Source organism: Ventosimonas gracilis, assembly GCF_001580025.1.
Classification (GTDB): domain Bacteria; phylum Pseudomonadota; class Gammaproteobacteria; order Pseudomonadales; family Pseudomonadaceae; genus Ventosimonas; species Ventosimonas gracilis.
The window spans coordinates 1-21,969 of the sequence record NZ_LSZO01000184.1 but is presented as its reverse complement, the minus strand read 5'-3'; the positions used below and the strand labels follow the sequence as shown (position 1 = coordinate 21,969).

The window sequence follows — 21,969 nt, the reverse complement described above, 5'->3', positions numbered from 1 at the left end:
TCTGCAATGCACAGCCACGATGAGATTTTCAGCACACTGCGTGATGCGTTGGTGGAGCTGTTTGAACTGGAACCTTCGCGCATCCAGGCCAAAGCCAATTTGTATGAGGATTTGGAAATTGACAGCATCGATGCCATCGACCTGATTGACCACGTCCGCCGTAAAACCGGCTACAAGCTCGAAGCCGAAGACTTTCGCAACGTGCGCACGGTAGAAGACGTCGTCAAAGCGCTGCTGCACAAGCAAAGTAGCCAAGCGAGTAGTCAAGCGGCATGAAACGCGCCTTGGGCGGATTGCTCTGGCTTGCGGGATTGGCTTACCCGTTTGTGGTGTATTTCAGTCTGGGCAAAGTTGCTGTGGCTTGGCTGCTATTGCCGCTTGCCCTGTTATGGCTGCTGCGCTCGTTGCTGGATCAATCCGCAACGGGCTTGCTGGCGCGTGCCTTGCCGTTTGGCATGGCGGCTTTTTGCTTGAGTGTGGCCATTTGGGATGCGCTTGCCTTTGATGCAACCTTTGCACTGCGCGCTTATCCGGTGCTGGTCAATGCCATGCTGCTTGGCGTATTTGCGCACAGCTTAACCAGCGGCATGCCGGTGATTGAGCGCTTGGCGCGTTTGCGCCATGCCGATTTGCCTGCTGAGGGCGTGCGCTATACGCGCCAACTGACCAAACTGTGGTGCGCGTTTTTTGCGGCTAACGGCAGTATTGCCGCCCTGCTTGCTGTTTTCGGCAGCCTGGAAAGTTGGACTTTATATAACGGCCTGATCAGCTACCTGTTGATAGGCGCTTTATGCTTGGGCGAATGGTGTTTTCGCCCAGCCCAAGGCAAACGGGTCTAAGCCGTGTTTGTACCGCTTAACCAGTTGTTGCTGTCGGCAGGTGCCGAGCGGCGGATTGCCGATAATCCGCCGTTAAATCAACAGCAATTTGCCGAACAGTCGCTGCAATTGGCTGGCGCCTTGCAAACACAAAACATCCGCTGCGTGGCGCTTTGGTTTGAAGATGCGGTCTGTTTGGCAACGGCACTGTTTGCCTGCTGGCGGGCGGGTATCCGCGCGATATTGGCCGCCGATATTAAAGCGCACGGCTGCGCCCTGCTTGAGCCAGAGGTGCAACTTTGGTTAAGCGACGTACCGCTTTTGCAGGTGGCCGAACATCGGCAGTGGCGGATTACGCCGGATTGGCACGGCGCGGGCATTGCGGCATTGCCTGCGGCTGTGCTGGATGAGCAAGGCGAGATCATCATCTGCACCTCCGGCTCCAGCGGCACGCCTAAACAAGTCCGTAAAAGCTGGCGGCAATTGCAGCTTGAGGTTAACGCCTTGCAACAACAGTGGCCGCTTTCAAAAGAGACGGTGGACTGTGTGCTGGGCAGTGTTTCCGCCGTGCATATGTACGGCTTGGCGTTTCGCGTGCTTTGGCCGCTGGCGGCAGGCGTGCCGTTTGACCGCCCGCAACGCCCCTATCCAGAAGCCTTACAGCATGCGAGTTTGGATTATTCGCGTTGTATCTGGATTGCAAGCCCGGCGCTGCTTTCGCGCTTGGGTCAGCGGCTGGATTGGCACGCACTGCGCGGGCGTTTATTGGGGCTTTATTCCGCAGGCGGTGCCCTTTCCCTTAGCGTTTCTGATGAGTTTAAGGCGCAGCTCAAGCTGCGCCCGATAGAGATTTACGGCAGTTCAGAAACCGGCGTGATTGCCTTTCGCCAAGGCGCGGACCACTGGCAGCCATTTGCGGGCGTGGAGCTTGGCTTAAACGAACAGGGCGCACTGCACGTTTGCTCGCCTTGGGTTAAAGAAGGCGAAGGGCAAACCGCCGATGCCGTGCGTTTAACCGCAGAGGGTTTTGAACTGCAAGGACGGCTCGACCGCATTGTCAAAATCGAAGGCAAGCGCATTGCCCTGCCGATGCTCGAACAAGCGCTGGCAGGGCATCAATGGGTGACACAGGCGCATGTTGGGCTGGTTCCGCGTGACAACGGCAGCCAGCGCCTCGCCGCGCTGCTGGCGCTCTCGGCAGAGGGCATCGGTGTATTGCGCAGACAGGGGCGGATGGCGTTGAGCGAAGCTTTGCGCCAGTTTCTCGCGGCGCAATTTGAGCCGCTGGCGGTGCCGCGTATTTGGCGTTTTTTTGAGCAATTGCCGCTCAATAGCCAAGGCAAATTAACGAAAGCGCGGTTCTTGGAGGCCGTGCAGCAACGCCCGCGTCTGCCAGAGGTGGAAATACAGGAAAGCACCGGCTACGAGCGGCTCTACCGCTTAAAAATCCCCTGTGACCTGATTTATTTCAGCGGTCATTTCCCGACTGCGCCGGTCGTACCCGGGGTCGTGCAAATCGGCTGGGCTATGGATTTGGCCACTCGCGATTTACTGCCCAAGGTTTGCCCGAACTTTCGTTTTGGCGGGATGGAAGTGCTTAAATTCCAGCAGCTTATCCATCCGGCCGATGAGCTATTGCTGCGCCTTTACTTTGACCGCGAGAAAAATAAACTGCACTTTTCATTCACGCGAGACGACAAACCTTGTTCGTCCGCACGGATTTTGCCCGCATGAGCGATTACCGCCCGATTGCGCTAATACCGGTCTACAACCACGGACAGACGCTACCCGCCGTGCTCGGAGCAGTACGCCGCTTGGGGCTGGACTGCCTGCTGGTCGATGACGGCTCAAGCTTGCCCACGGCTTGGCTGATTGAGCAGCTATCGCGGCAACCGGGCGTATCGCGTTTGCGCCTTTCGCGTAATCGCGGTAAAGGCGCGGCGGTGCGTTTGGGGTTGCTTAGCGCTTTTGCCAAAGGCTACAGCCACGCGCTGCAAATCGATGCCGACGGGCAGCATGATTTGTCGGTTATCCCCAAATTTTTGGCCGCTTCAAAAGAGCAGCCAGCCGCCTTGATTGGCGGTCTGCCGGTTTATGGGCAGGACGCACCGAAAAGCCGTCTGTACGGGCGCTGGATCATGCGCCTTTGGGTGTGGATTAACAGCCTGTCGCTGCAAATCCCCGATGCCATGTGCGGTTTTCGCGTTTATCCGCTGGCAAGCAGCAAAGCGGTGCTTGAGCAAGCCTCTTTAAGCGAGCGCATGGCGTTTGACCCGGAAATACTCATTCGCCTGTCTTGGCGTGGCGTGCCGATGCGCTGGCTGAAGGTCAAGGTGAATTATCCGCAAGACGGCGTTTCACATTTTCGCCTGTGGCGCGACAACGCCCTGATCAGCCTGATGCACACGCGGCTGTTCTTCGGCATGTTGGTGCGCGCCCCACGCCTGCTCCGAAAGCGTTGGAACAACGCATGAGCCGCCATTGGGCACGGCAATCCGAACGCGGCAGCCTGCTGCTGATGCGCCTTGGCTTTGCTGCCGTAAACCTGTTGGGGCGGCCGCTGATGGTTCCAGTGGTTTGGCTGGTGGTCGGCTATTTTTACTTATCCCGCCGCCGCGCCCGTTTGGCGATTGCAAGCTATCAACAAAAACTGCTCGCCTTTAGCCAAGGCAAGGTGAAGCTGCCGCGCTTTGCTGCGGTCTATCGGCAGTATTTGGCGTTTACCGATTCGTTGCTGGATAAGCTCGATGTTTGGCGTGGCAAAATCAGCCGTGCCGATTTAACCCTGATCGACCCGCACGGCGTGCATCCACAGCTAGGGCAGGGGCGCGGGCAGATTTTCGTCACCGCGCATCTGGGCAATGCAGAAATTACCAGGGCATTGGTCGGCCAAATTCCGAATGTGCAAATCAACATCCTGATGCATAGCAAAGGCGCGCAGCGCTTTAACCAAGTGCTGGCCGCCGCCGGCGCGCGCGCCCATCTGATCGAAGTCAGCGAACTTAATGCCGCACTGATGCTCGATTTGGCGCAGCGCCTGGAGCGCGGGCAGTGGCTGGCGATTGCCGGAGATCGCATCCCCATTCATGGCGAACGCACGACCACGGTACAGTTTTTGGGCAGCGAAGCGCTGCTTCCGCAAGGGCCTTGGCTGCTCGCGGCTTTGCTGCGCTGCCCGCTCAACCTGCTGCTGTGCCTGCCCAATGCGGACAAGGGTTTTTCGGTGATTTTGGAGCGCTTGGCAGACGGCCAAGCCGTCCCACGCGGTGAGCGGGCGCGGCAGATAGCCGCACAGGCGCAGCATTATGCCGACCGGCTGGCTTATTACTGCCAGCAAAGCCCGTTGCAATGGTTTAACTTTTACCCATTTTGGCTGGATAAGAACGAGGACAATAACGGTGCGTCAACGCGGAAAAATCAGCGCTGAAATCGATATTCTGGTGCCGTTTTATGATGTCGATTCCATACAGGTGGTGTGGCACGGCAACTACGTTAAATACTTGGAACAAGCCCGCTGTGAACTGCTTAACCAGTTGGGTTACAACTACGATGCCATGCGCGATTCCGGTTATGTCTGGCCGGTTACGGACGTGCGCTTGCGCTACGCGGCTCCGGCGCGTTTCGGCCAGGCCATTTGCGTTCGCGCTGAACTGGTCGAATGGCAAAACCGCTTGAAAATCAATTACCTGATTATGGATAAAGCCAGCGGTGCACGGTTAACCCGCGCCAGCACCGAACAACTCGCCGTTTGCCTGAGCAGCGGCGAAATGCAATGGCAATCCCCGCCCGCTTTATTGGAGGCAGTGCAACGTAAATTACAGGCACTGGAGGCCAGTCAATGATTTTATCGTTTACGAAAAGCCCTGAGGGCTTTGGCAGAGGGCTGGTTTTGCTCTGCTTGCTGCTAGTGTCTAGCTGGCCTGCGCTAGCCTTTGATTTATCGGATTTACAACAAAAACTGCAACAAACGCCGGTAGTACGCGGCGACTTTTCGCAGGAAAAATACATCGCCGGTCTGCCGATACCACTGGTGGGGCTGGGGCAATTTTGCTTCTCGAATAAGCACGGCATATTGTGGGATTTAACCGTGCCGATCAAGCAGCGCCTTCGTATCACGAAGGACGGCTTGGCGCTTGAAACCCAAGACGGAAAGTGGCAATTGCAGGCCGGGCAAGACAGTCGGCAAACCCGCTTATTTTTGGATGTGCTGCAAGGCGATACGGATGAACTGCACAAACAGTTTCAGCTGGCTTTAAACGGTAACAGTGAGGATTGGCAATTGACGCTCACGCCAAAAACGGCCCTGCTCAAGCAGATTTTTACCCGTATCCAAATCAACGGTGGGGCGCTGTTATCCAAGGTTGAACTGTTTGAAACCAGCGGCGAGCGCACCGTCATCAGACTGCAAAATAGCAAAGCCGATACCCGTCTAACCGCTGAAGAAGCGAGGCTTTTTGAATAAGCGGCCGTATTTGTTCCCGCTCGCACTGGTTTTATTGCTGGCACTGGGTGCGTGGCAATGTCGAGATGGCTTGCCTATTTCGTTCGACTTGATGGCGCTGCTGCCGCAGCAGCAGGATGCGCCGCTGCGAAAGCTTGCGCAGCAGCGCACGCAGCAACCGTTAGCGCGGCAGATGTTGGCGCTGATTGAAGCCGATAGCACACAAGCACTAGCGACGGCGCAGTTACTGGCGCAGCGCTGGCGCGCCAGCGGGCTGTTTAGTCAGGTCGAACTGGAGCTTGCTATTGACCTTGCGAGTTTGCGCGAGCAGTTGCGAAGTCAACGCTTAAGTCTATTGCCGCAGGCCATCTTCGAGCAGTTGCAGCGTCAGCCTGAAAGCTATCTTAAGCAGCGCGCCGCCGAACTGGCAGCTCCGTTTTCCTTAAGCGCTCTGGTGCCCATCTCGCAAGATTGGTTAGGGCTTTCACGGCATGCGCAAAGTACGCTGCAAACGCCGCCCGGCAGTGCATTAAGTTACGATCCGGCCAGCGGTACGTTACAAATTGAGCAAGCGGGAAAAACCGCCATCTTGCTGCGCGCGCAAACGCAAAGCGATGCCTTTGCCGTTAGCCCTTCATCGCAGAGCCTGGTCGAGCAAATCCAGCAAGACCGCGCCGTTTTGGCGCAGCTGGGCGCACAACTTTCAGTCGCCGGCGGACCTTTATACGCCGAGGCGGGCAAAGAGCAAGCCATAGCGGAAATCAGCCTGATTGGCAGTCTTTCCATGGCCGGGATTGTGCTGCTGTTGCTGCGCGCCTTGCGCCGCCTGCGCGCCTTGCTGGCACTGCTGCCGGTGCTGGTCGGCTTGGTTTGCGGCTTTGTACTGTGCGTGGCGGTATTTGGCTCCATTCATATCCTCACCTTGGTGATTGGTACGAGTTTGATAGGCGTTGCGGTGGATTTTCCGCTGCACTGGCTGAGTAAAAGCTATGCCGGTTCTTGGCAGGCGAGGCCTGCGCTGCGCCTGGTATTGCCTGCACTGACCATGAGCCTGATGGCCAGCCTGATAGGGTATCTGGCGCTACTGTTTACCCCGTTTATTGCGCTGTCACAGACGGCGGTTTTTGCGGCGGGCGGCCTTTTCGGCGCGTTTGCCTGTACGGCGCTGCAACTGCCCGCTTGGTTTGAGCGCTTTGCGCCGCGTCCGTGGCCGCCTTTGCTGCATCTGGCGCAAACGCTTCTCAAGCTGCGGCAGATTAAACCTCGCGTATTACTGATGCTGGCGCTACCCTTGCTGTTGGGTACGCTGGGCGGATTACAGCGCCTGTCGCTGCACGATGATTTACGCCAGTGGCTTACGCTGCCTAAGGATTTATTACAACAGGCACAAATTATCGGCGAGCAAACCGGTCTGATGCCCACCAGCCAATTTTTTTTAGTGCAAGCGCCGGATGAGGACAGCTTGCTGCAACGACAGGCGCAGCTTGCCGGCGAGTTGGATCAATTGGTGCAGCGCGGCGAATTGGGCGCGTACAACGCACTGAGTCAACTGCTCGCGCCCGTTGCTTTGCAGCGCTCGCTGCAAAATGAACTGGCGGGTTGGGCAGAAAATCCGCAGCTTTTGCAGCCGTTACTGGATCTGGGTATCCCGCTTGCAGCCTTACAGGCAGAGCTTGCCTCGGTGCAGCAATTGCCACCGGTCTCCATCGACAGCGCCTTACAGGGCACCGCTTCCGAACGCTGGCGCAGCCTGTGGCTGGGGCAATACCAAGGGCAAAGTGCGGCGCTGGTTACACTGTTTAATCTGTCTGATGTTGCCGCATTAAACGCCGTTGCTGAAGCTATCCCAGGCGTTAGCCTGATTGACCAAAGCGGCGAGCTTAATCAACTCTTTAGCGCAACAAGGGTTAAAGCCGGGGAGTTAAAACTGCTCTCTTATCTGGCCGCCGCCTTGCTGCTCTGGTGGGGCTTAGGGCGCGCCGCAGTCTGGCGCATTCTCGCCGTGCCGCTGCTCGGCGCCGTGCTTAGCCTTGCCGTGCTGGGTTGGTTGGGACAACCTTTAACCTTGTTTTCCCTGTTTGGCCTGCTGCTGGTTTCCGCACTTGGCGTAGACTACGCCATTTTTATGTACCAAGGCGCAGGTGGCGCGGCGGTTAGTTTTGTCTCGGTATTATTAAGCGCAGCAACGACTCTTTTATCCTTTGGTTTGCTTAGCCTTTCACAAACACCGGTTTTAGCCGGTTTTGGTTTGACGGTTGCCTTGGGGGTAGGGTTTTCGTTGTTATTGTCGCTTTGGGTTTGCCATAAAGGAAATTTAAAATATGCAAGATAAAGAAGTTGTCATTATTGGGGCAGGCCCGTCCGGCGCGGTCGCCGCTGCATTATTGGTCGCTAAAGGCCATGACGTTTTGATATTGGAACGCCAGCAGTTCCCGCGTTTTTCCATCGGTGAAAGTCTGCTCGCGCATTGTTTGGAGTTTATCGAAGAAGCGGGCATGTTGGAGGCGGTAAAAGCCGCCGGTTTCCAAATTAAAAACGGCGCGGCTTTTGGTTGCGGTGAACGTTATGGCTGGTTTGATTTTAGGGATAAATTCAGTCCAGGTCCTGGAACGACTTTTCAAGTACAACGGGCGCACTTCGATAAAGTCTTGGCCGATGAAGCCGAGCGCCAGGGCGCACAAATCCGCTACCGCCAAGAAGTCACCGCTGCCGACTTTTCAACCGATAGGCCGCTATTAACCGTGCGTAACCTGGACGATAACAGCAGTTATCAAGTGCGCAGTCGTTTTGTGCTCGATGCCAGTGGTTATGGCCGCGTCTTGGCACGTTTACTGGATTTGGAACGCCCGTCGAACTTACCACCGCGCAAAGCTATTTTTACTCATATTGAAGACCGTATTGACGACGCGCAGTTTGACCGTGAAAAAATCTTGATTAGCGTCCATCCCGAAAAACACGCCATTTGGTATTGGACCATTCCATTTTCCAATGGCCGTTGTTCGGTCGGCGTCGTTGGTGAACCGAAATTATTCGATGAGGACGGCGAAACAAAGATACAAACATTACAAAGACTGATCAGCGAAGCGCCCAATTTAAAACGTATCTTAAAAAACGCCGTTTGGGATACGCCGGTCAATAGCATGGGCGGTTATTCGGCCAATGTCACCAGCCTGCACGGTAACGGTTATGCACTGCTCGGTAATGCGGCGGAATTTTTGGATCCGGTATTTTCCTCCGGCGTAACCATTGCGCTACGTTCGTCCAAACTCGCAGCCGATGCATTGCACCGGCAATTAAAGGGTGAAACAGTGGATTGGCAAAAAGACTTTGCCGAGCCTTTGCAACTGGGTATAGATACATTTCGTGCTTATGTTGAAGGTTGGTACAGCGGCGAGTTTCAACAGGTTGTGTTTTATGACAGGGCCAAGGCTAATCCACAAATTCGCAGCATGGTATGTTCCATTCTGGCAGGGTACGCTTGGGATACCAATAATCCTTTTGTGGCTGAACCCAAAAGGCGACTGCGCATGCTCTCTGAACTGTGCCGTGCGGGTTAGTCAATCAATGATGCTGTATTTAAGAAGCAGCGTTTATGCTGTATTACTGCTCGCCCTGGCAGGCTGTGCATCGCATTCGCCGCCAGTGCCGAAAGAGGTGTTTATTTGGCAAGCACCGAGGCAAGTCTTGGTAACGGAAATCAATCCAAAAACCATAGAGCCTGTGGTATGGCAAGTGGTTGTGCAACAACAAGCGGGTAGTTTACGCTGGTTGCGTTTTAATCTATTAGGCGCTCCCGATGCCAGGCAAATTCTTGCAAATGGAAAGTGGCGTAATGATGGCTTTATGCCACCCAATCAAAAGGTGCGTGAATTATTTGCGGCACTATTATTTGCCTGGACGCATCCGCGCGATTTAATCTTGGCTTATCCTTCTCCGCAGTATGATGTGAATGTTTTTATGGATAAATGGGTGCTCAAAGAAAATTCGCGTTTGCGCTGGACGGTTATTTGGCAAAACGGGTTAAGTCAGCCCAATTTATTTTCTATTAAAGACCACAAAAGTGGAATTATTTGGCAAGTGCGCCCGCTCACAAATCCAGATATTAAGTAGCATGCGTTATATCAGGCAGTCAGCCTAAAGGCAGGCAGGAGGTTATTATTCATACTTGGTTAAGCTGTCCCGCTATCGTTTGCGCTTTGGGTGAAGGTTTACCGCAAGTCGCCGCGCGTGCTTTTGCCGGTGATAGCAGCGGCATGCGTTTGCAAAGCGGCTGGTTGTCTGACCGCTGTTTAACCTTGGGCCGCTTTAACGGCGAATTGCCGCTTATTAGCGAACATCTGCCCGCTTATTATCACAGTCGCAATAATCAGTTGCTGCTGGCCGCTTTTTTGCAGATAGAAAGCCAGGTCACGCAAGTCATTAACCGCTATGGCGCAAGCCGCGTGGCTATCGTTTTAGGTACCAGCACTTCGGCGGTTAATGACAATCTGCCTGCTTTTAAGACCTTGGCGCAGCAGGGCGCCTTTCCTGCCGATTACGATTATCGCAGGCAAGAACTGTCCGCTCCGGCTGCGTTTTTAAGCCGCTATCTGGGTACGCAAAACGCCGCCTATACGCTGTCCACCGCCTGCACCTCCAGCGCTCGTGCGTTGCTGTCTGCACAGCGATTACTAAAGCTTGATCTTTGCGATGCGGTGCTCTGTGGCGGCGCGGATAATCTGTGCCGCTTAACCATCAATGGCTTTACTGCGCTGGAAGCCGTCGATGAGGCGCTGTGCCGCCCGTTTTCGAAAAATCGCAGTGGAATCAATATCGGCGAAGCGGCGGTATTGTTTGTGATGACGCGTGAGCGGCCCGCCTTGCCTGCCGTGGCTTTTTTAGGTGGCGCGGGCAGTTCGGACGCTTACCATATGTCCACCCCTGAACCGAACGGTGCGGGCGCACAAGCGGCCATGCGAGCAGCGTTGGGCAGTGCACAAATCAGCGCCGAAGAAGTGGGTTGGGTCAATCTGCACGGCACCGGCACGCGGCATAATGATGCGATGGAAAGCCGCGCCATGCAGGCGATTTTCCCGCAAGGGGTGGCTTGCACATCGACCAAAGCGCTCACCGGCCACTGCTTAGGTACAGCCGCTGCGCTGGAAGTGGCTTTGCTTTGGGCGACGTTGTCGGCGGAAGTTAATCGAGAAGGGCGTTTAATACCGCATGTTTGGGACGGGCAAGCCGACCCAAGCCTGCCCGCTTTGCATTTGACCGATGGCGAGAGTCGCTTCAAAGCAGGCAAAGCGCGTATCGCCATGAGTAATTCCTTTGCCTTTGGCGGCAATAATGTCAGCCTGATTTTTGCAGGTAGCGCTTAGATGATTGAAGATTGGCCACTGGCTAGCCTGCTGCCGCATGCGGGCGCGATGATTTTGCTGGATCAGGTCTGCCACTTTAATGAAGACCAGTTAATCGCAAGCGTCAGAGTAAAACTTGGGCCCTATTCCTTGGATGACGGCGCATGGCCCGCTTGGCTGGGACTGGAGCTGATGGCACAAGCCGTTGGCGCTTGGGCAGGATGCCGGGCAAAACGGGCAGGAAAGCCGGTAGACTTAGGCTTTTTGCTGGGTACGCGCCGTTATCATTGCCATACCGATCATCTGCCGCTAGATGCGCAATTAACGGTGAGTGCGAGACGCAGTTTGATTGATAACAGCGGTATGGCGGTTTTTGAATGTACTTTGGCAATAGATGGCCGCCTTTTAGCCGAGGCGCGGCTTAATATCTATCAGCCACCGAATGCGCAGGCCTTTATTCAGGAGCGTTTATCTTGAGCAGTACGGTTTTAGTGACCGGTTCCAGTCGTGGCATTGGTCGCGCCATTGCGCTTACCCTCGCGCAGCGTGGATACGATCTGGTGCTGCACTGCCGCACACAAATCGAGCAGGCCCTGGCGGTGCAGGAGCAAATCCGCGCCTTGGGGCAAAACGCCCGCATCCTGAAATTTGATGTGGCAGACCGTGCCGAGTGCGCCGCAAGGTTAACGGCCGATATTGAACAACAGGGCGCGTATTACGGCGTGGTGCTCAATGCGGGCATTAGCCGCGACGGCGCTTTCCCCGCCTTGACGGATCACGATTGGGACAGCGTGCTGCGCACCAATCTGGACGGTTTCTACAACCTGCTGCATCCTCTGATCATGCCGATGATTCGCCGCCGGGCCGCCGGGCGCATTGTTTGCTTGTCTTCGGTTTCTGGCCTGATGGGCAATCGTGGGCAGGTGAATTACAGCGCCGCCAAAGCGGGTATTATTGGCGCAGCCAAAGCCTTGGCGGTGGAACTCGCCAAGCGGCAGATTACCGTCAACTGCGTCGCCCCCGGGCTGATTGAAACCGACATGCTGGACGAACAAGTACCGGTTGCCGAAATCCTCAAAGCCATTCCGGCTCAGCGCATGGGGACCGTGCAAGAGGTCGCCGCCACCGTGGCATTTTTATTATCGAAGGAAGCGGCCTATATCACCCGTCAAGTGATAGCCGTCAATGGAGGGCTGTGCTGATGCGAGCAGTAAAGCGCGTAGTGATTACCGGCATGGCGGGCATTAGCGCCTTGGGCGCGGATTGGAACAGCGTGCAAAGCGCCTTTGCAGGCGGCAAAAGCGGCGTGCGCAAAATGCCGCAGTGGGCACGTTTTGCCGATTTAAATACCCGTCTCGCCGCGCCGGTTGTGGATTTTGCCGCGCCAGAACATTGGACGCGCAAACAACTGCGCAGCATGGGGCGCGTTTCGCAAATGGCTGTGCGCACGGCGGAACGGGCGCTGATAGACAGTGATTTGCTGGGCAATCCGCTGATCACCGATGGCCGCATGGGTGTGGCTTGCGGCTCTTCTACCGGTAGCACCAAAGACGTGTGCACCTTTGCCAAAATGCAGTTGCAGGGCGTAGCCGAAGGGTTAAACGCTAACTCCTATGTACGTATGATGCCGCACACCACGGCGGCCAATATCGGCATCTTTTTTGAACTTAAAGGACGCATCATCCCGACCTCCAGCGCCTGCACCTCCGGCAGTCAAGGCATTGGCTACGCCTATGAAGCCATCCGCTACGGTCACCAAGACTTAATGCTGGCGGGCGGTGCGGAAGAACTCTGCGCCAGCGAAGCCATGGTGTTTGATGCGCTGTACGCCACCAGCCTGCGCAACGACACGCCGCATCTTACCCCGCGCCCGTATGACAAAGACCGTGACGGCCTGGTGATCGGCGAAGGTGCTGGCATTTTTGTACTGGAATCCTTAGAGCACGCCAAAGCACGCGGCGCACGCATCCATGCCGAAATCGTAGGCTTTGGCAGTAACTCCGACGGCGCACATATCACCCGCCCGCAACCCGCCACCATGACCCGCGCCATGCAACTCGCATTAGAAGACGCGAAGCTTGCGGCTGAAGACATCGGCTATATCAACGGCCACGGCACCGCGACCGAACAGGGCGATATTGCCGAAACCCAGGCGACACACGCACTGTTTGGCAGCCGTATACCGATTAGCTCGCAAAAAAGCTATCTGGGACATACCTTGGGCGCTTGCGGTGTACTCGAATCCTGGTTCAGTATCGAGATGATGAAGAGCAATTGGTACGCCCCCACGCTGAACTTAAACCAAGTAGACCCGCGCTGTGCCGAGTTAGATTATTTATTTGAGCCAAGATCAATGCAGAACCATTATGTGATGAACAATAACTTTGCTTTTGGCGGTATCAATACCTCACTGATATTTAAACGCTGGGAAGATTAAATATTCCTCTCGCCCGCATGCGGGCGAGGGTAAACCTTACGGCGGTTATTAAACTGCCGTGTTCTTTTATATCCATCAAAGGAAGAGGTTCATGATGAAAGCACTGAAACACGCAATAGGATCAGGACTTATCGCCGCGTTATTGTCTTCACCGGCTTTAGCGGCAGACCGAACCGTTTATTTACCACTGGAAGAAGCCGTTGCTGCGGCTAAAGCCGCCGGTAAAATCGATGGCAGCGTGCGCTTTTATTTGGCCGGCAGCGGGCCGAAAGGGCAAATCTTGCAACGCGATTCCGTCACCAATAAAAAAACCAACGCCTTTGGCAAATCCGATGCCGTAGCCTGCCAATATGTGGCGCAGTCGGCCATTATTGCCCTGCATACAGCCGCCAAAAATGCAGGTGCCAATGCGGTAACCAATATTGTTAGTTTCTATAAAAGAAACGAGTACAAAGATAGCGCCAATTACGAATGCCACGCCGGTAACGTTATCGCCGGCGTGGCGCTTAAAGGCGATTTAAGCAAAGTGAAATAAAACGGGCACTGCGGTTATTCAATAACGGCTTAATCGTTTTAAATCATGCGCAAATGGTTGTCCCATAATCCGGCGGGTAATGGCAGTACCGCGGATTTAACCGGTGCTTGATTAAAGTCGTAATAACGGCAACGGCTTTGCCCGGAGGTGACGACAAAGCCATCCGCGACGGCGGCTACGCCTGCGCAGTCGGCCAAATGGGTATCGAGCAGTAATTCGGCGCTGTCCAAATGCCAGACCAAAAAGCGGTTGCCACGCGGGGCGGTGACGGCCAGCAGGCGTTTTGCGCTGTGTATGGCGACGCTGGCGCAGTATTGGTTAAGCCCCAAACGCTGCGTTTCATCGATAGGAAAGGCGGCCAGCGCCTGCCCTGGGCGTTTGATGGCGATTAAATCGGCAGGTTCAAACGCCTCGCCCATATATTGCTGGACGACGGCAATGCTGTCGTCATCCGCTATGGCGAGATGGCGAATGCTGTTCATCGGCTGCGCCAGGGTTTCCTTGGACAGCAACGAGCCGTTTTTATGCATCAGCACTAAAGACGGCTTCATGGCATCAAGGTTCATCTCGATGCGGCTTTCCGCTTCGGTACGAATGCCGCCGTTGGCAATCACCAGCGTTTGCCCATCGTTTAACCAGCCCAGTTGATGCGGGCCAATGCCGTGGGTAGACAGTTCGCCTTCGCGGATCAGTTGGCTTGCGTTAAAGCGCCAAACGCCCAGCACGCCGCGGCCGGGGTCGGTCGTGTCGTTTTCTGTGCTGTACAGCCACTGCCCGCTGCTGTCAAACAGTGCGTGGCCGTAGAAGTGGCGGTTTTTTGGGGTTTTAATCTGTTGCAGCAAGCGGCCGCTTTGCAGGTCAATCAGATGACTTTCTGTGCCTGGGCGTCTTGCCGTCCACAAAGCAAGCGGCAAAGTGGGATGGCAGGCCATATCGTGCGCGCGCTGGCTGATTGGGGTGACAAACTGCGCCGCGCCGTCTAACTGATAGCCGACGGCGTAATGCTTGCCATTGTGGTCATCACGGGCGGACAGCAGCAGCGGTTGCTTGGTGCCACGGGCGAGCCAAAAGCCGCCCACACTACCGCCCGCCGCCAGCAGCGCGGCGAGGGTTAAAAACGAGCGGCGGCGCATTTAATCGCCGTCGCTTGCGTTAAAGCCAAGCTGGATGCCAAGCGCCGTCACCAATTCCTGCTGGTGCAGGCGGTGCAGGCGGTTAAGGCTGTCGTAGAGCTTATTCAGTTGCGCACGTCCCGCTTCATCTTTTAGCGCATTGCCGAGTCCGCCAGCGCCCAGATCCTGCTTGACATCGGCAAAGGCTGCGTCAATGCGCGGGATAAGCGCTTCATGCTCGCTGCCTTTAAGCAAATCGCGCAGTCCAAGATGCGTGTTGCCTTGCCACAGGGCAAGGCTGGCCGAAAGGGTCGCGCTGATGGAAGCAAGCCCCAAATCGCTGCGCCAAAACTCGGCCTGCATGGGTTGCAGGTTGCCTTTGTTTAAGCGCCCCAAGGGCGTGCCCAGTTTTTTCTTAAGACTGTCGAGCGCAGTCACGTTGACGCGCATCAGCTCGCTGATGGCTTCCATCGGGTCTGCATAGCGTTCATTGGGGAATGCGGCAAAGGCCGTAAGGAGACCGTCTTTGGCATCAAGCTGCGCGAGTACGCTGCCCGCCAAGTTCTGCTGGTTTTGCGCAATGCTTTGCAGCAGCGGGCAGTAGCGCGATTGAGTCGCGCGCTCTGCAAGATCAATGGACGGGTCAAACAAAATATATTCGGCAGCGGAAAGCCCCTGTATCACGACGCTGGATTTTTCCAGTGTGGCGACATCCGGCGCGGGATTTTTTTTCAGCAGTTGCTCAACTTGCCGCCCAACCAGATTTTTTTTATCCGGCCAAAACTGCACGCGCCAAGCCAGGTTATGTTCGGCGAGCGGTCCGATCAGTACCGGCTGCAAAAAGCTCCAGGCATCGGCGGCTTGGCTAAAGCCAAAGCGTGCGTCTTTGAGGGAAGATAAACCCGCGCAAAAGTCTTCAACGCTCTTTGTCATGACCCCGGTTTGCTCCTGCCAGCGCAGGTGCAGGGCGCGTATCACGTCTTGGGCTAAATCACGGGTAACTTGCTCCTGCTGCGCGTCGGATGTGCTGATAACACCTATTTGTTGTGATGCTGGGTCATCACAAGCGCTTAGCAGCAGACTTAACAGGCCGATAGCCAGGGTCTGTTCCCGTTTCAAACGCGAGCCGCGCTGCTGCCCAAAATTTCGCCAGACCAGGCGCAGCATGCAGCCAATGTGTACAACCTTGGCAAATGCTGCAACAACGTATGGCGAAATTTTGAGCGCAGCCCGAAGGGACGGGCCAGATTTTGCGCGCCGCTGTGTTACTCGTCGTTCATTTGCATGAGCAAATTTCTCTTCTCGCGCCTTGCTGCGCGCAAAATCTGGCTCCGCCTTCGCCACGTTTGAAGCGGGAGCAGACCCTAACAATCGGGTAAACATGAAAAAAATCCTCAGAGTGAATTTAAAAAGGCCAGTAAGGCGCTGCGCTGCTCTTCATTAAAATCAAGCACCTGTGCCTTGGCATCTGCGGCCTCGCCAGCGTGCCAGAGGATGGCTTCCAGTAGCGTGCGGGCGCGCGCATCGTGCAGAAACTGCGCCTTGGGATTAACAGTCTGCGTAAGGCCAATGCCCCAGAGCGGCGGGGTGCGCCACTGCCTGCCACTGGCGGCAAATTCGCCGCGGCCATCGGCTAACCCTTCTCCCATATCGTGCAGCAGCAGGTCGCTGTACGGCCAGATAAGCTGGTTAGCCAAAGCGGGGTCTGCGGCATTGGCGGCGGTGCGCCAGCTAGGCCTGTGACACTGCGCGCAACCGGCCTGTTGAAACAGTGCTTTGCCGCGCAGCACTTCTGGGTCGTCAATATTTTGCCGCTTGGGTACGGCGATATGGCGGGTATGGTGCAGTACCAGTCGCAAAATATTGGCGGACACCTCCGGCTCGCCGCCATTAACCGAATGCAGGCAAGCACTTTGGCTTGCCGTGCATGGGTCTTTGGGGAAGAGCGCACTGGTCAGCCCCAAATCATTAACAAAGGCGTTGGCGTTTTGCTGATTGAGATTGGGCTGCCCGGCCTTCCAGCCAAAGCGCCCCAGCACGGTTTTACCTTGGGCAATATCCCAAACCCAATTGGGCGTACCTTTTACGTCGCCAGGACTTTGCTGCTGCGCTTCGGCCGCCGCCAAAATCGCCTGTTCGGGAATGGCTTCAAGCAGGCCAAGGCCAATCATCGGCGGCGCAACGCGCAGGGAAAATTGCGTATCGGGTCGCAGTTCGCCGTAGCCCAAGCGCTCAATGTTCACCACCGGCTTTTGCAGTTCGACGCTAAAACCATCGGCAAATTGCACTTGGTGGGTTTGCCAATCCACCCGGATACGGCCTTCCGGCGTAACCCCGGGGTTTGCCATATCCTGCAATTGCCCGCCGTAGACCGGCTCCGGCACGATGCCGATGGTTTTAAGCAATGCCTGCTGCGCCTCGTTTTGCGGCGGGATGGACAGGCGCAGCAGCATGGAAAAGGCGCTTTTTGTGCTATTGATGGCAGGCGGCTGGCCGCGGCCATTGCGGATATGACAGCCTTGGCAGTTCATGCCATTAAACAGCGGCCCCAAGCCGTCTCGCGCGGTAGTGGTGGTCGGTGCACGCACCCAAGGGCTGCGAAAAAAACTGCGCCCGGCGGCAAAATCCAGCCGTCCTTCCAAGGACAGATTGGCCGACGGCTGTAAAAAGGCGGTGCGGCTTTGTTGGCCGGTGCTGCCCTTGCCAGCGGGCAGCGCTTCATTCGCATAAGCTGTGCTCGCAGCACTTAGCAGCGTTATCAGCAGAAAGAAAAAACGGCGGGGAAACATGGCGGCCAATCAAGGGGGGGTAAACAAAAAAACGGACACGACAAGCGCCGCATCCGTTTTTATCATGCAAGTTCTGTGCGAGCTTTGTATAAAAACTCAGAACTCGTGGTCAGCGGCATCCGGTTCCAAGTCGCTTACGCCGATGGCTGAAGCGGCTTTTTCAATCGCCCGGGTTTGCTCGACCAGTGCGCTGATGGCGTCACGCACTTTTGCCTGTCCGGCTTCGTTTTCGGGCGCAATCAACTGGTCGAAGTGCTCGCCATTGTTCGCACTATCCACCAGCACTTGCAGTTTTTGCTGAGTGGCATCCAGCGCGTCTTTAAGTGCTTTATCGGCGGCTGCATCGGCTTTGCCAACCAAGGAAGACAGGCTCGCACCGCTGATGGTGCGCCCGTCCACACGCTTGTACTCGCCCAGATAGACATTGCGAATGCCAAGGCCGTTGTAGAAGTGCGAATTGTGCGTGTTGTCGCTAAAGCAGTCGTGCTCGTCTTCGGTCGAATGGGCTTCGAGAGACACTTTCATGCGCTCGCCCGCAAGTTCCCCCAAAGACAGGCTGCCCATGCCAAAGAGGATTTTGCGCAGGCCGTCTTCAGCCGGTTCAGCTTCCAGCGTGGCGCGGTAGTTATCGGCGACATCCGTTTGCCATTGGCTGACCATCCACTCCAGGTCTTTAACCAATAAATCGGTCACTTCGCGCAGATAAGTGCGGCGGCGCTCGTTGTGCCCGCCGGTTGCGCCTTCGCCAACCAGGTAATCGGTCCACGGACGCTCACCTGCACCTGCGCCGAACTCGTGTAAATCCTGTCCCCACAGCAAAAACTCAATGGCGTGATAGCCGGTCGCAACGTTGGCTTCGGAACCGGCCAGTTCGTTCAGTTCCGCCAGCGCTTCGCCGGTGATGTCGGTGAGGTCGATTTCATCTTCGCCGACCTGAATTTTCGGATTGGCGATGATATTGGCAAAGCCCGCCGGATTACCCTGCTCAACCGCCGTGCCTTCGGCAACGTAGTCAATCAAGCCTTCGTCCAGCGGCCAAGAATTGACCTGTGCTTCCCAGTCATCGACAAAGGTATTGCCGAAGCGGAACACTTCCGCTTGCATATAGGGCACTCGCGCGGCAATCCAAGCGTCTTTGGCGGCTTGTTGGGTCTCGGCACCGGGGTTTTCGAGGAAAGCGTTAATGGCCGCTTGCAGTTTTTTCGCCGTTTCCAGTGCGTCGCCAAAGGTGGCCAGGGCAATATCGGCGTAGTTGCTGATAACGGCGCGAGCCGCGGCTTCATCGCTTTGCTCGGTTTGCTCCACGGCAGCAGCAACGTTAGTTTCCGGCGCGGCAGGTGCTGACGTTGGCGCTGTCGCAGCGGGCGGCGTGCTTGGGTTGGCCGGAGCGGTTTTGTCGTCGCCACAAGCGGCGAGGGAGATGGCAATAGCCAGCAGGCTGACAGAGGCCAAAGGCATGCGAATCATGGTGTTGTCCTGTAGGGTCAAGCGAAAGGAATCAAGAAACGTACGCGCTATATTAATGCGAAACATTCGCGCTGTATAGAAGGTGGTGCAGCATTCTATGCCTTGGCAGTGCCTATGACTACTCCCCTCACACTTCGATCATTCTACCCGCCTATAATGCCCAGCTTTCCCTTAGATGGATGTTCTGCATGCTGTTGCGCCGTACCAAGATAGTGGCCACCTTAGGGCCTGCCAGTGACCGCCCCGAAGTGCTTGAGGCCTTGATTGCTGCCGGAATGGACGTGGCGCGGCTTAATTTCTCCCACGGCACGAAAGAGCAGCACGCAGAACGCGCCCGCCTGGTGCGAGCGCTTGCTGCCAGGCAAGGTCGTCATGTGGCGCTGCTGGGTGATTTGCAGGGGCCGAAAATCCGTATCGCCCGTTTTATCGAGGGCAAGGTGGAGCTTAACGCGGGCGCTCGTTTTTGCCTGTCCACCCACCATCCCAAAGAGGCGGGTACGGCGCAAATCGTCGGCGTGGACTACGCCGATTTAGTCAAAGACTGCGCGTCAGGCGATGAGCTGTTACTGGATGATGGGCGCTTGGTGCTGCGCGTGCTCGCCGTGCAGGCACAGGCGCTCGATTGTGAAGTGATCACCGGCGGCATCTTAAGCAATAACAAAGGTATCAACCGGCGCGGTGGCGGTTTAAGTGCCCCGGCGCTGACCGATAAAGATAAAGCCGATATTGCACTGGCGGCAGCGTTAAAACTGGATTATCTGGCCGTTTCCTTCCCGCGCGGGGCGGACGATATGCACCAGGCGCGAAGGCTGCGTGACCAGGCGGGCAGTGCTGCGCTGCTGATTGCCAAAATCGAACGCGCCGAAGCCGTCGCCGATGACCAGAGCCTGAATGCACTGATTGACGCCAGCGACGCGGTGATGGTCGCACGCGGTGATTTGGGTGTAGAGATTGGCGATGCCGAACTGGTCGGCATTCAGAAAAAAATCATCCTGCACGCGCGCCGTCACAACAAAGCGGTCATTACCGCCACGCAAATGATGGAATCGATGATTGCCAGCCCTTTGCCAACGCGCGCGGAAGTCTCCGATGTCGCCAATGCCGTGCTCGATTACACCGATGCGGTGATGCTTTCGGCAGAAAGTGCCGCCGGGCAGTATCCGGTAGAAGCCGTGCAAGCGATGGCGCGGATTTGTCTGGGCGCGGAAAAACACCCCACCAGTCAAAATTCTGGCCATCGATTGGGACAAGTATTTTCCCGCTGCGACGAAAGTATTGCACTCGCGGCCATGTATACCGCCAACCATTTTCCCGGCATCAAAGCCATTATCAGCCTGACCGAAAGCGGCTACAGCCCGCAGGTGATGTCGCGCATCCGCTCGGCGGTGCCGATTTTTGCCTTTACCCCACATGCCGAAACACAAACCCGCGTGGCACTGTTTCGCGGCGTGTACTGCATCCCGTTCGACCCCGAAGCGCAGCCAGAAAACCGGCTAAGCCAAGCCGCAGTCGATGAGTTGCTTAAACGCGGTTTGGTCGAAATCGGCGATTGGGTCATCTTGAGCAAAGGCGACAACTACCACAAAACCGGCGGCACCAACACGCTCAAAATATTACGCGTGGGGGATGCGCTGGTTTGAAACATAGGGCTAAAGACGAGCGAATAAGCCTCTTTATCAGGGTTGCGCGCAAGATCTCGCTCTTTAGAGGATGTCGCAAAAGGCTCCGCTACCGGATTTCTGCTACGGATTCGTTTTATTTATATCAATAAAATCATTCGGTTAAAAATTTAAATTCAGAAATAAAATGGATTTCTGTCCCTTTTGCGACACCCTCTTCAGGGCGAGGATGGATAGCGCGGACGGCGTAACCGTCCTTGCTGCGCAGCTCATCAGTGTTGTTTTTCATAGATCGACCTATACTGTCAGGCATGCAACGTCTGCAAGCCTACAAATACGAACTGATACCGGATGGGCAGCAAAAGCGCGATATGAGCCGCTTTGCCGGTTCGTGCCGGTTTGTCTATAACAAAGCGCTGGCGTTGCAAAAGGAGCGCTACGAGACCGATAAGCAAACGCGGTTCAGCTATACGATGCTGGCAAATCTGCTACCTGCGTGGAAGCGCGAGCTTGCTTGGTTGAAGTTCTCGCCTGCGCAGACTTTGCAGCAATCGCTCAAAGACCTGGAACGGGCGTATGCCAATTTCTTTGCCAAACGGGCGGAATTTCCCCGCTTCAAAAGAAAGGGCGTGCGCGACAGCTTCCGCTATCCGCAGCCGCAGCAAATCAAGCTCGATGAAGCGAATAGCCGAATATTTCTACCAAAACTGGGTTGGCTACGGTACCGCAACAGCAGAAATATTCAGGGTCAAGTGCGCAACGCCACGGTATCGCTGCGAGCAGGCAAGTGGTTTGTGTCGATACAGACCGAGCGGGAAGTGGATCAGCCCTTGCCCGAAGCCACAAGTGCTATCGGCATCGACATGGGCGTTGCCCGTTTTGCCACGTTCTCGGATGGCAGTTACCTTGCGCCGCTCAACAGTTTCAATCGGCATGAAACGGCGCTTCGGCGCGCGCAGCAGTCATTGAGCCGAAAGGAGAAATTTAGCAGTAATTGGAGGAAAGCCAAACGCAAAGTTCAGCGCCTGCACGCCCGCATCGGCAACGCCCGCCACGACTACCTGCACAAAGCCACAACCACGATCAGCCAAAACCACGCGATGGTGTGTATTGAGGATTTGCAGGTACGCAATATGTCGAAATCGGCGGCAGGCACAAGCGAAGCGCCGGGGCGCAGGGTCAAAGCCAAATCAGAGCTGAACAAAGCCATACTCGACCAAGGCTGGTTCGAGTTTCGGCGACAGTTGCAATACAAGCTGGATTGGAACGGCGGCATACTGATAACGGTGCCACCGCAAAACACCAGCCGGACGTGTCCTGCATGCGGACATACCTCGAAAGACAACCGCCAGACGCAAGCCGACTTTGCATGCGTTTCATGTGGTTATGAAAACAATGCCGACATGGTCGGC

22 protein-coding genes are annotated in these 21,969 nt (G+C 55.9%); 17 read left to right on the top strand and 5 right to left on the bottom strand.

Going from position 1 to position 21,969, the window contains the following annotated elements; genetic code table 11:
* Window positions 1-6 precede the first annotated feature (6 nt).
* The 15 genes from AXE65_RS10280 to AXE65_RS10210 all read left to right on the top strand — a co-directional run bounded on the left by AXE65_RS10280 (window position 7) and on the right by AXE65_RS10210 (window position 13,570).
* The gene (locus AXE65_RS10280) at window positions 7-276 is read left to right on the top strand and encodes an acyl carrier protein (RefSeq protein ID WP_068391818.1); all 270 of its coding nucleotides are present in this window, start codon (window positions 7-9) and stop codon (window positions 274-276) included.
* Entirely contained in the window at window positions 273-839 is a 567-nt protein-coding gene (locus AXE65_RS10275) for a COG4648 family protein (RefSeq protein WP_068391815.1), read from the top strand. Before AXE65_RS10280 ends, AXE65_RS10275 begins: the two co-directional genes overlap by 4 nt.
* Before the next feature lie 3 nt (window positions 840-842).
* Window positions 843-2,552, top strand: coding sequence for an ApeI family dehydratase (locus tag AXE65_RS10270; protein WP_068391813.1), 1,710 nt, complete (start codon window positions 843-845; stop codon window positions 2,550-2,552).
* Entirely contained in the window at window positions 2,549-3,292 is a 744-nt protein-coding gene (locus AXE65_RS10265; RefSeq protein WP_068391810.1) for a glycosyltransferase family 2 protein, read from the top strand. Before AXE65_RS10270 ends, AXE65_RS10265 begins: the two co-directional genes overlap by 4 nt.
* A complete protein-coding gene (locus tag AXE65_RS10260; protein WP_068391807.1) occupies window positions 3,289-4,245 on the top strand; it encodes a lysophospholipid acyltransferase family protein in 957 nt (318 codons plus the stop codon). The genes AXE65_RS10265 and AXE65_RS10260 overlap by 4 nt, the downstream gene beginning before the upstream one ends.
* Window positions 4,217-4,660: an acyl-CoA thioesterase gene (locus tag AXE65_RS10255; protein ID WP_068391804.1), complete on the top strand. Its 444-nt coding sequence runs from the start codon at window positions 4,217-4,219 to the stop codon at window positions 4,658-4,660. Before AXE65_RS10260 ends, AXE65_RS10255 begins: the two co-directional genes overlap by 29 nt.
* Complete coding sequence (locus tag AXE65_RS10250) at window positions 4,657-5,280, top strand: outer membrane lipoprotein carrier protein LolA (RefSeq protein ID WP_068391801.1); 624 nt, start codon at window positions 4,657-4,659, stop codon at window positions 5,278-5,280. Before AXE65_RS10255 ends, AXE65_RS10250 begins: the two co-directional genes overlap by 4 nt.
* Entirely contained in the window at window positions 5,273-7,591 is a 2,319-nt protein-coding gene (locus AXE65_RS10245) for an MMPL family transporter (protein WP_068391798.1), read from the top strand. Before AXE65_RS10250 ends, AXE65_RS10245 begins: the two co-directional genes overlap by 8 nt.
* Complete coding sequence (locus tag AXE65_RS10240; protein WP_068391796.1) at window positions 7,581-8,816, top strand: NAD(P)/FAD-dependent oxidoreductase; 1,236 nt, start codon at window positions 7,581-7,583, stop codon at window positions 8,814-8,816. Before AXE65_RS10245 ends, AXE65_RS10240 begins: the two co-directional genes overlap by 11 nt.
* Window positions 8,817-8,823: 7 nt before the next feature.
* Window positions 8,824-9,369: a hypothetical protein gene (locus AXE65_RS10235; protein ID WP_068391788.1), complete on the top strand. Its 546-nt coding sequence runs from the start codon at window positions 8,824-8,826 to the stop codon at window positions 9,367-9,369.
* Between the two features lie 47 nt (window positions 9,370-9,416).
* Complete coding sequence (locus AXE65_RS10230; RefSeq protein ID WP_068391784.1) at window positions 9,417-10,619, top strand: beta-ketoacyl-ACP synthase; 1,203 nt, start codon at window positions 9,417-9,419, stop codon at window positions 10,617-10,619.
* A 3-nt stretch (window positions 10,620-10,622) separates the two neighbouring features.
* Window positions 10,623-11,075, top strand: a complete 453-nt coding sequence (locus AXE65_RS10225) for a hotdog family protein (RefSeq protein ID WP_153015451.1) — start codon at window positions 10,623-10,625, stop codon at window positions 11,073-11,075.
* Window positions 11,072-11,800 (top strand): 3-oxoacyl-ACP reductase FabG, encoded by a 729-nt coding sequence (gene fabG, locus AXE65_RS10220; protein WP_068391778.1) that lies wholly within the window; start codon window positions 11,072-11,074, stop codon window positions 11,798-11,800. Before AXE65_RS10225 ends, fabG begins: the two co-directional genes overlap by 4 nt.
* Complete coding sequence (locus tag AXE65_RS10215) at window positions 11,800-13,035, top strand: beta-ketoacyl-ACP synthase (RefSeq protein ID WP_068391774.1); 1,236 nt, start codon at window positions 11,800-11,802, stop codon at window positions 13,033-13,035. The genes fabG and AXE65_RS10215 overlap by 1 nt, the downstream gene beginning before the upstream one ends.
* A gap of 94 nt (window positions 13,036-13,129) precedes the next feature.
* A complete protein-coding gene (locus AXE65_RS10210; RefSeq protein ID WP_068391918.1) occupies window positions 13,130-13,570 on the top strand; it encodes an excinuclease in 441 nt (146 codons plus the stop codon).
* A gap of 38 nt (window positions 13,571-13,608) precedes the next feature.
* Here the strand turns inward: AXE65_RS10210 and AXE65_RS10205 are convergent, their stop codons facing one another.
* The 4 genes from AXE65_RS10205 to AXE65_RS10190 all read right to left on the bottom strand — a co-directional run bounded on the left by AXE65_RS10205 (window position 13,609) and on the right by AXE65_RS10190 (window position 18,938).
* Window positions 13,609-14,703 (bottom strand): DUF1513 domain-containing protein, encoded by a 1,095-nt coding sequence (locus tag AXE65_RS10205; protein WP_068391771.1) that lies wholly within the window; start codon window positions 14,701-14,703, stop codon window positions 13,609-13,611.
* Entirely contained in the window at window positions 14,704-15,801 is a 1,098-nt protein-coding gene (locus tag AXE65_RS10200) for an imelysin family protein (protein ID WP_068391915.1), read from the bottom strand.
* 275 nt (window positions 15,802-16,076) lie between these two features.
* Window positions 16,077-17,471: a di-heme oxidoreductase family protein gene (locus AXE65_RS10195; RefSeq protein ID WP_068391768.1), complete on the bottom strand. Its 1,395-nt coding sequence runs from the start codon at window positions 17,469-17,471 to the stop codon at window positions 16,077-16,079.
* Between the two features lie 96 nt (window positions 17,472-17,567).
* Entirely contained in the window at window positions 17,568-18,938 is a 1,371-nt protein-coding gene (locus tag AXE65_RS10190) for an imelysin family protein (RefSeq protein ID WP_068391912.1), read from the bottom strand.
* Window positions 18,939-19,126: 188 nt separating this feature from the next.
* Between AXE65_RS10190 and pyk the strand changes: the two genes are divergently transcribed.
* Entirely contained in the window at window positions 19,127-20,578 is a 1,452-nt protein-coding gene (pyk, locus tag AXE65_RS10185) for a pyruvate kinase (RefSeq protein ID WP_068391766.1), read from the top strand.
* Window positions 20,579-20,711: 133 nt separating this feature from the next.
* On the opposite strand, the gene AXE65_RS14325 is transcribed toward pyk, so the two are convergent.
* Window positions 20,712-20,846: a hypothetical protein gene (locus AXE65_RS14325; RefSeq protein WP_275574871.1), complete on the bottom strand. Its 135-nt coding sequence runs from the start codon at window positions 20,844-20,846 to the stop codon at window positions 20,712-20,714.
* Between the two features lie 22 nt (window positions 20,847-20,868).
* Here AXE65_RS14325 and AXE65_RS10180 point away from each other — a divergent pair.
* Window positions 20,869-21,969 (top strand): RNA-guided endonuclease InsQ/TnpB family protein (locus AXE65_RS10180; protein WP_068391763.1); only part of this gene is annotated, 1,101 nt, incomplete at its 3' end.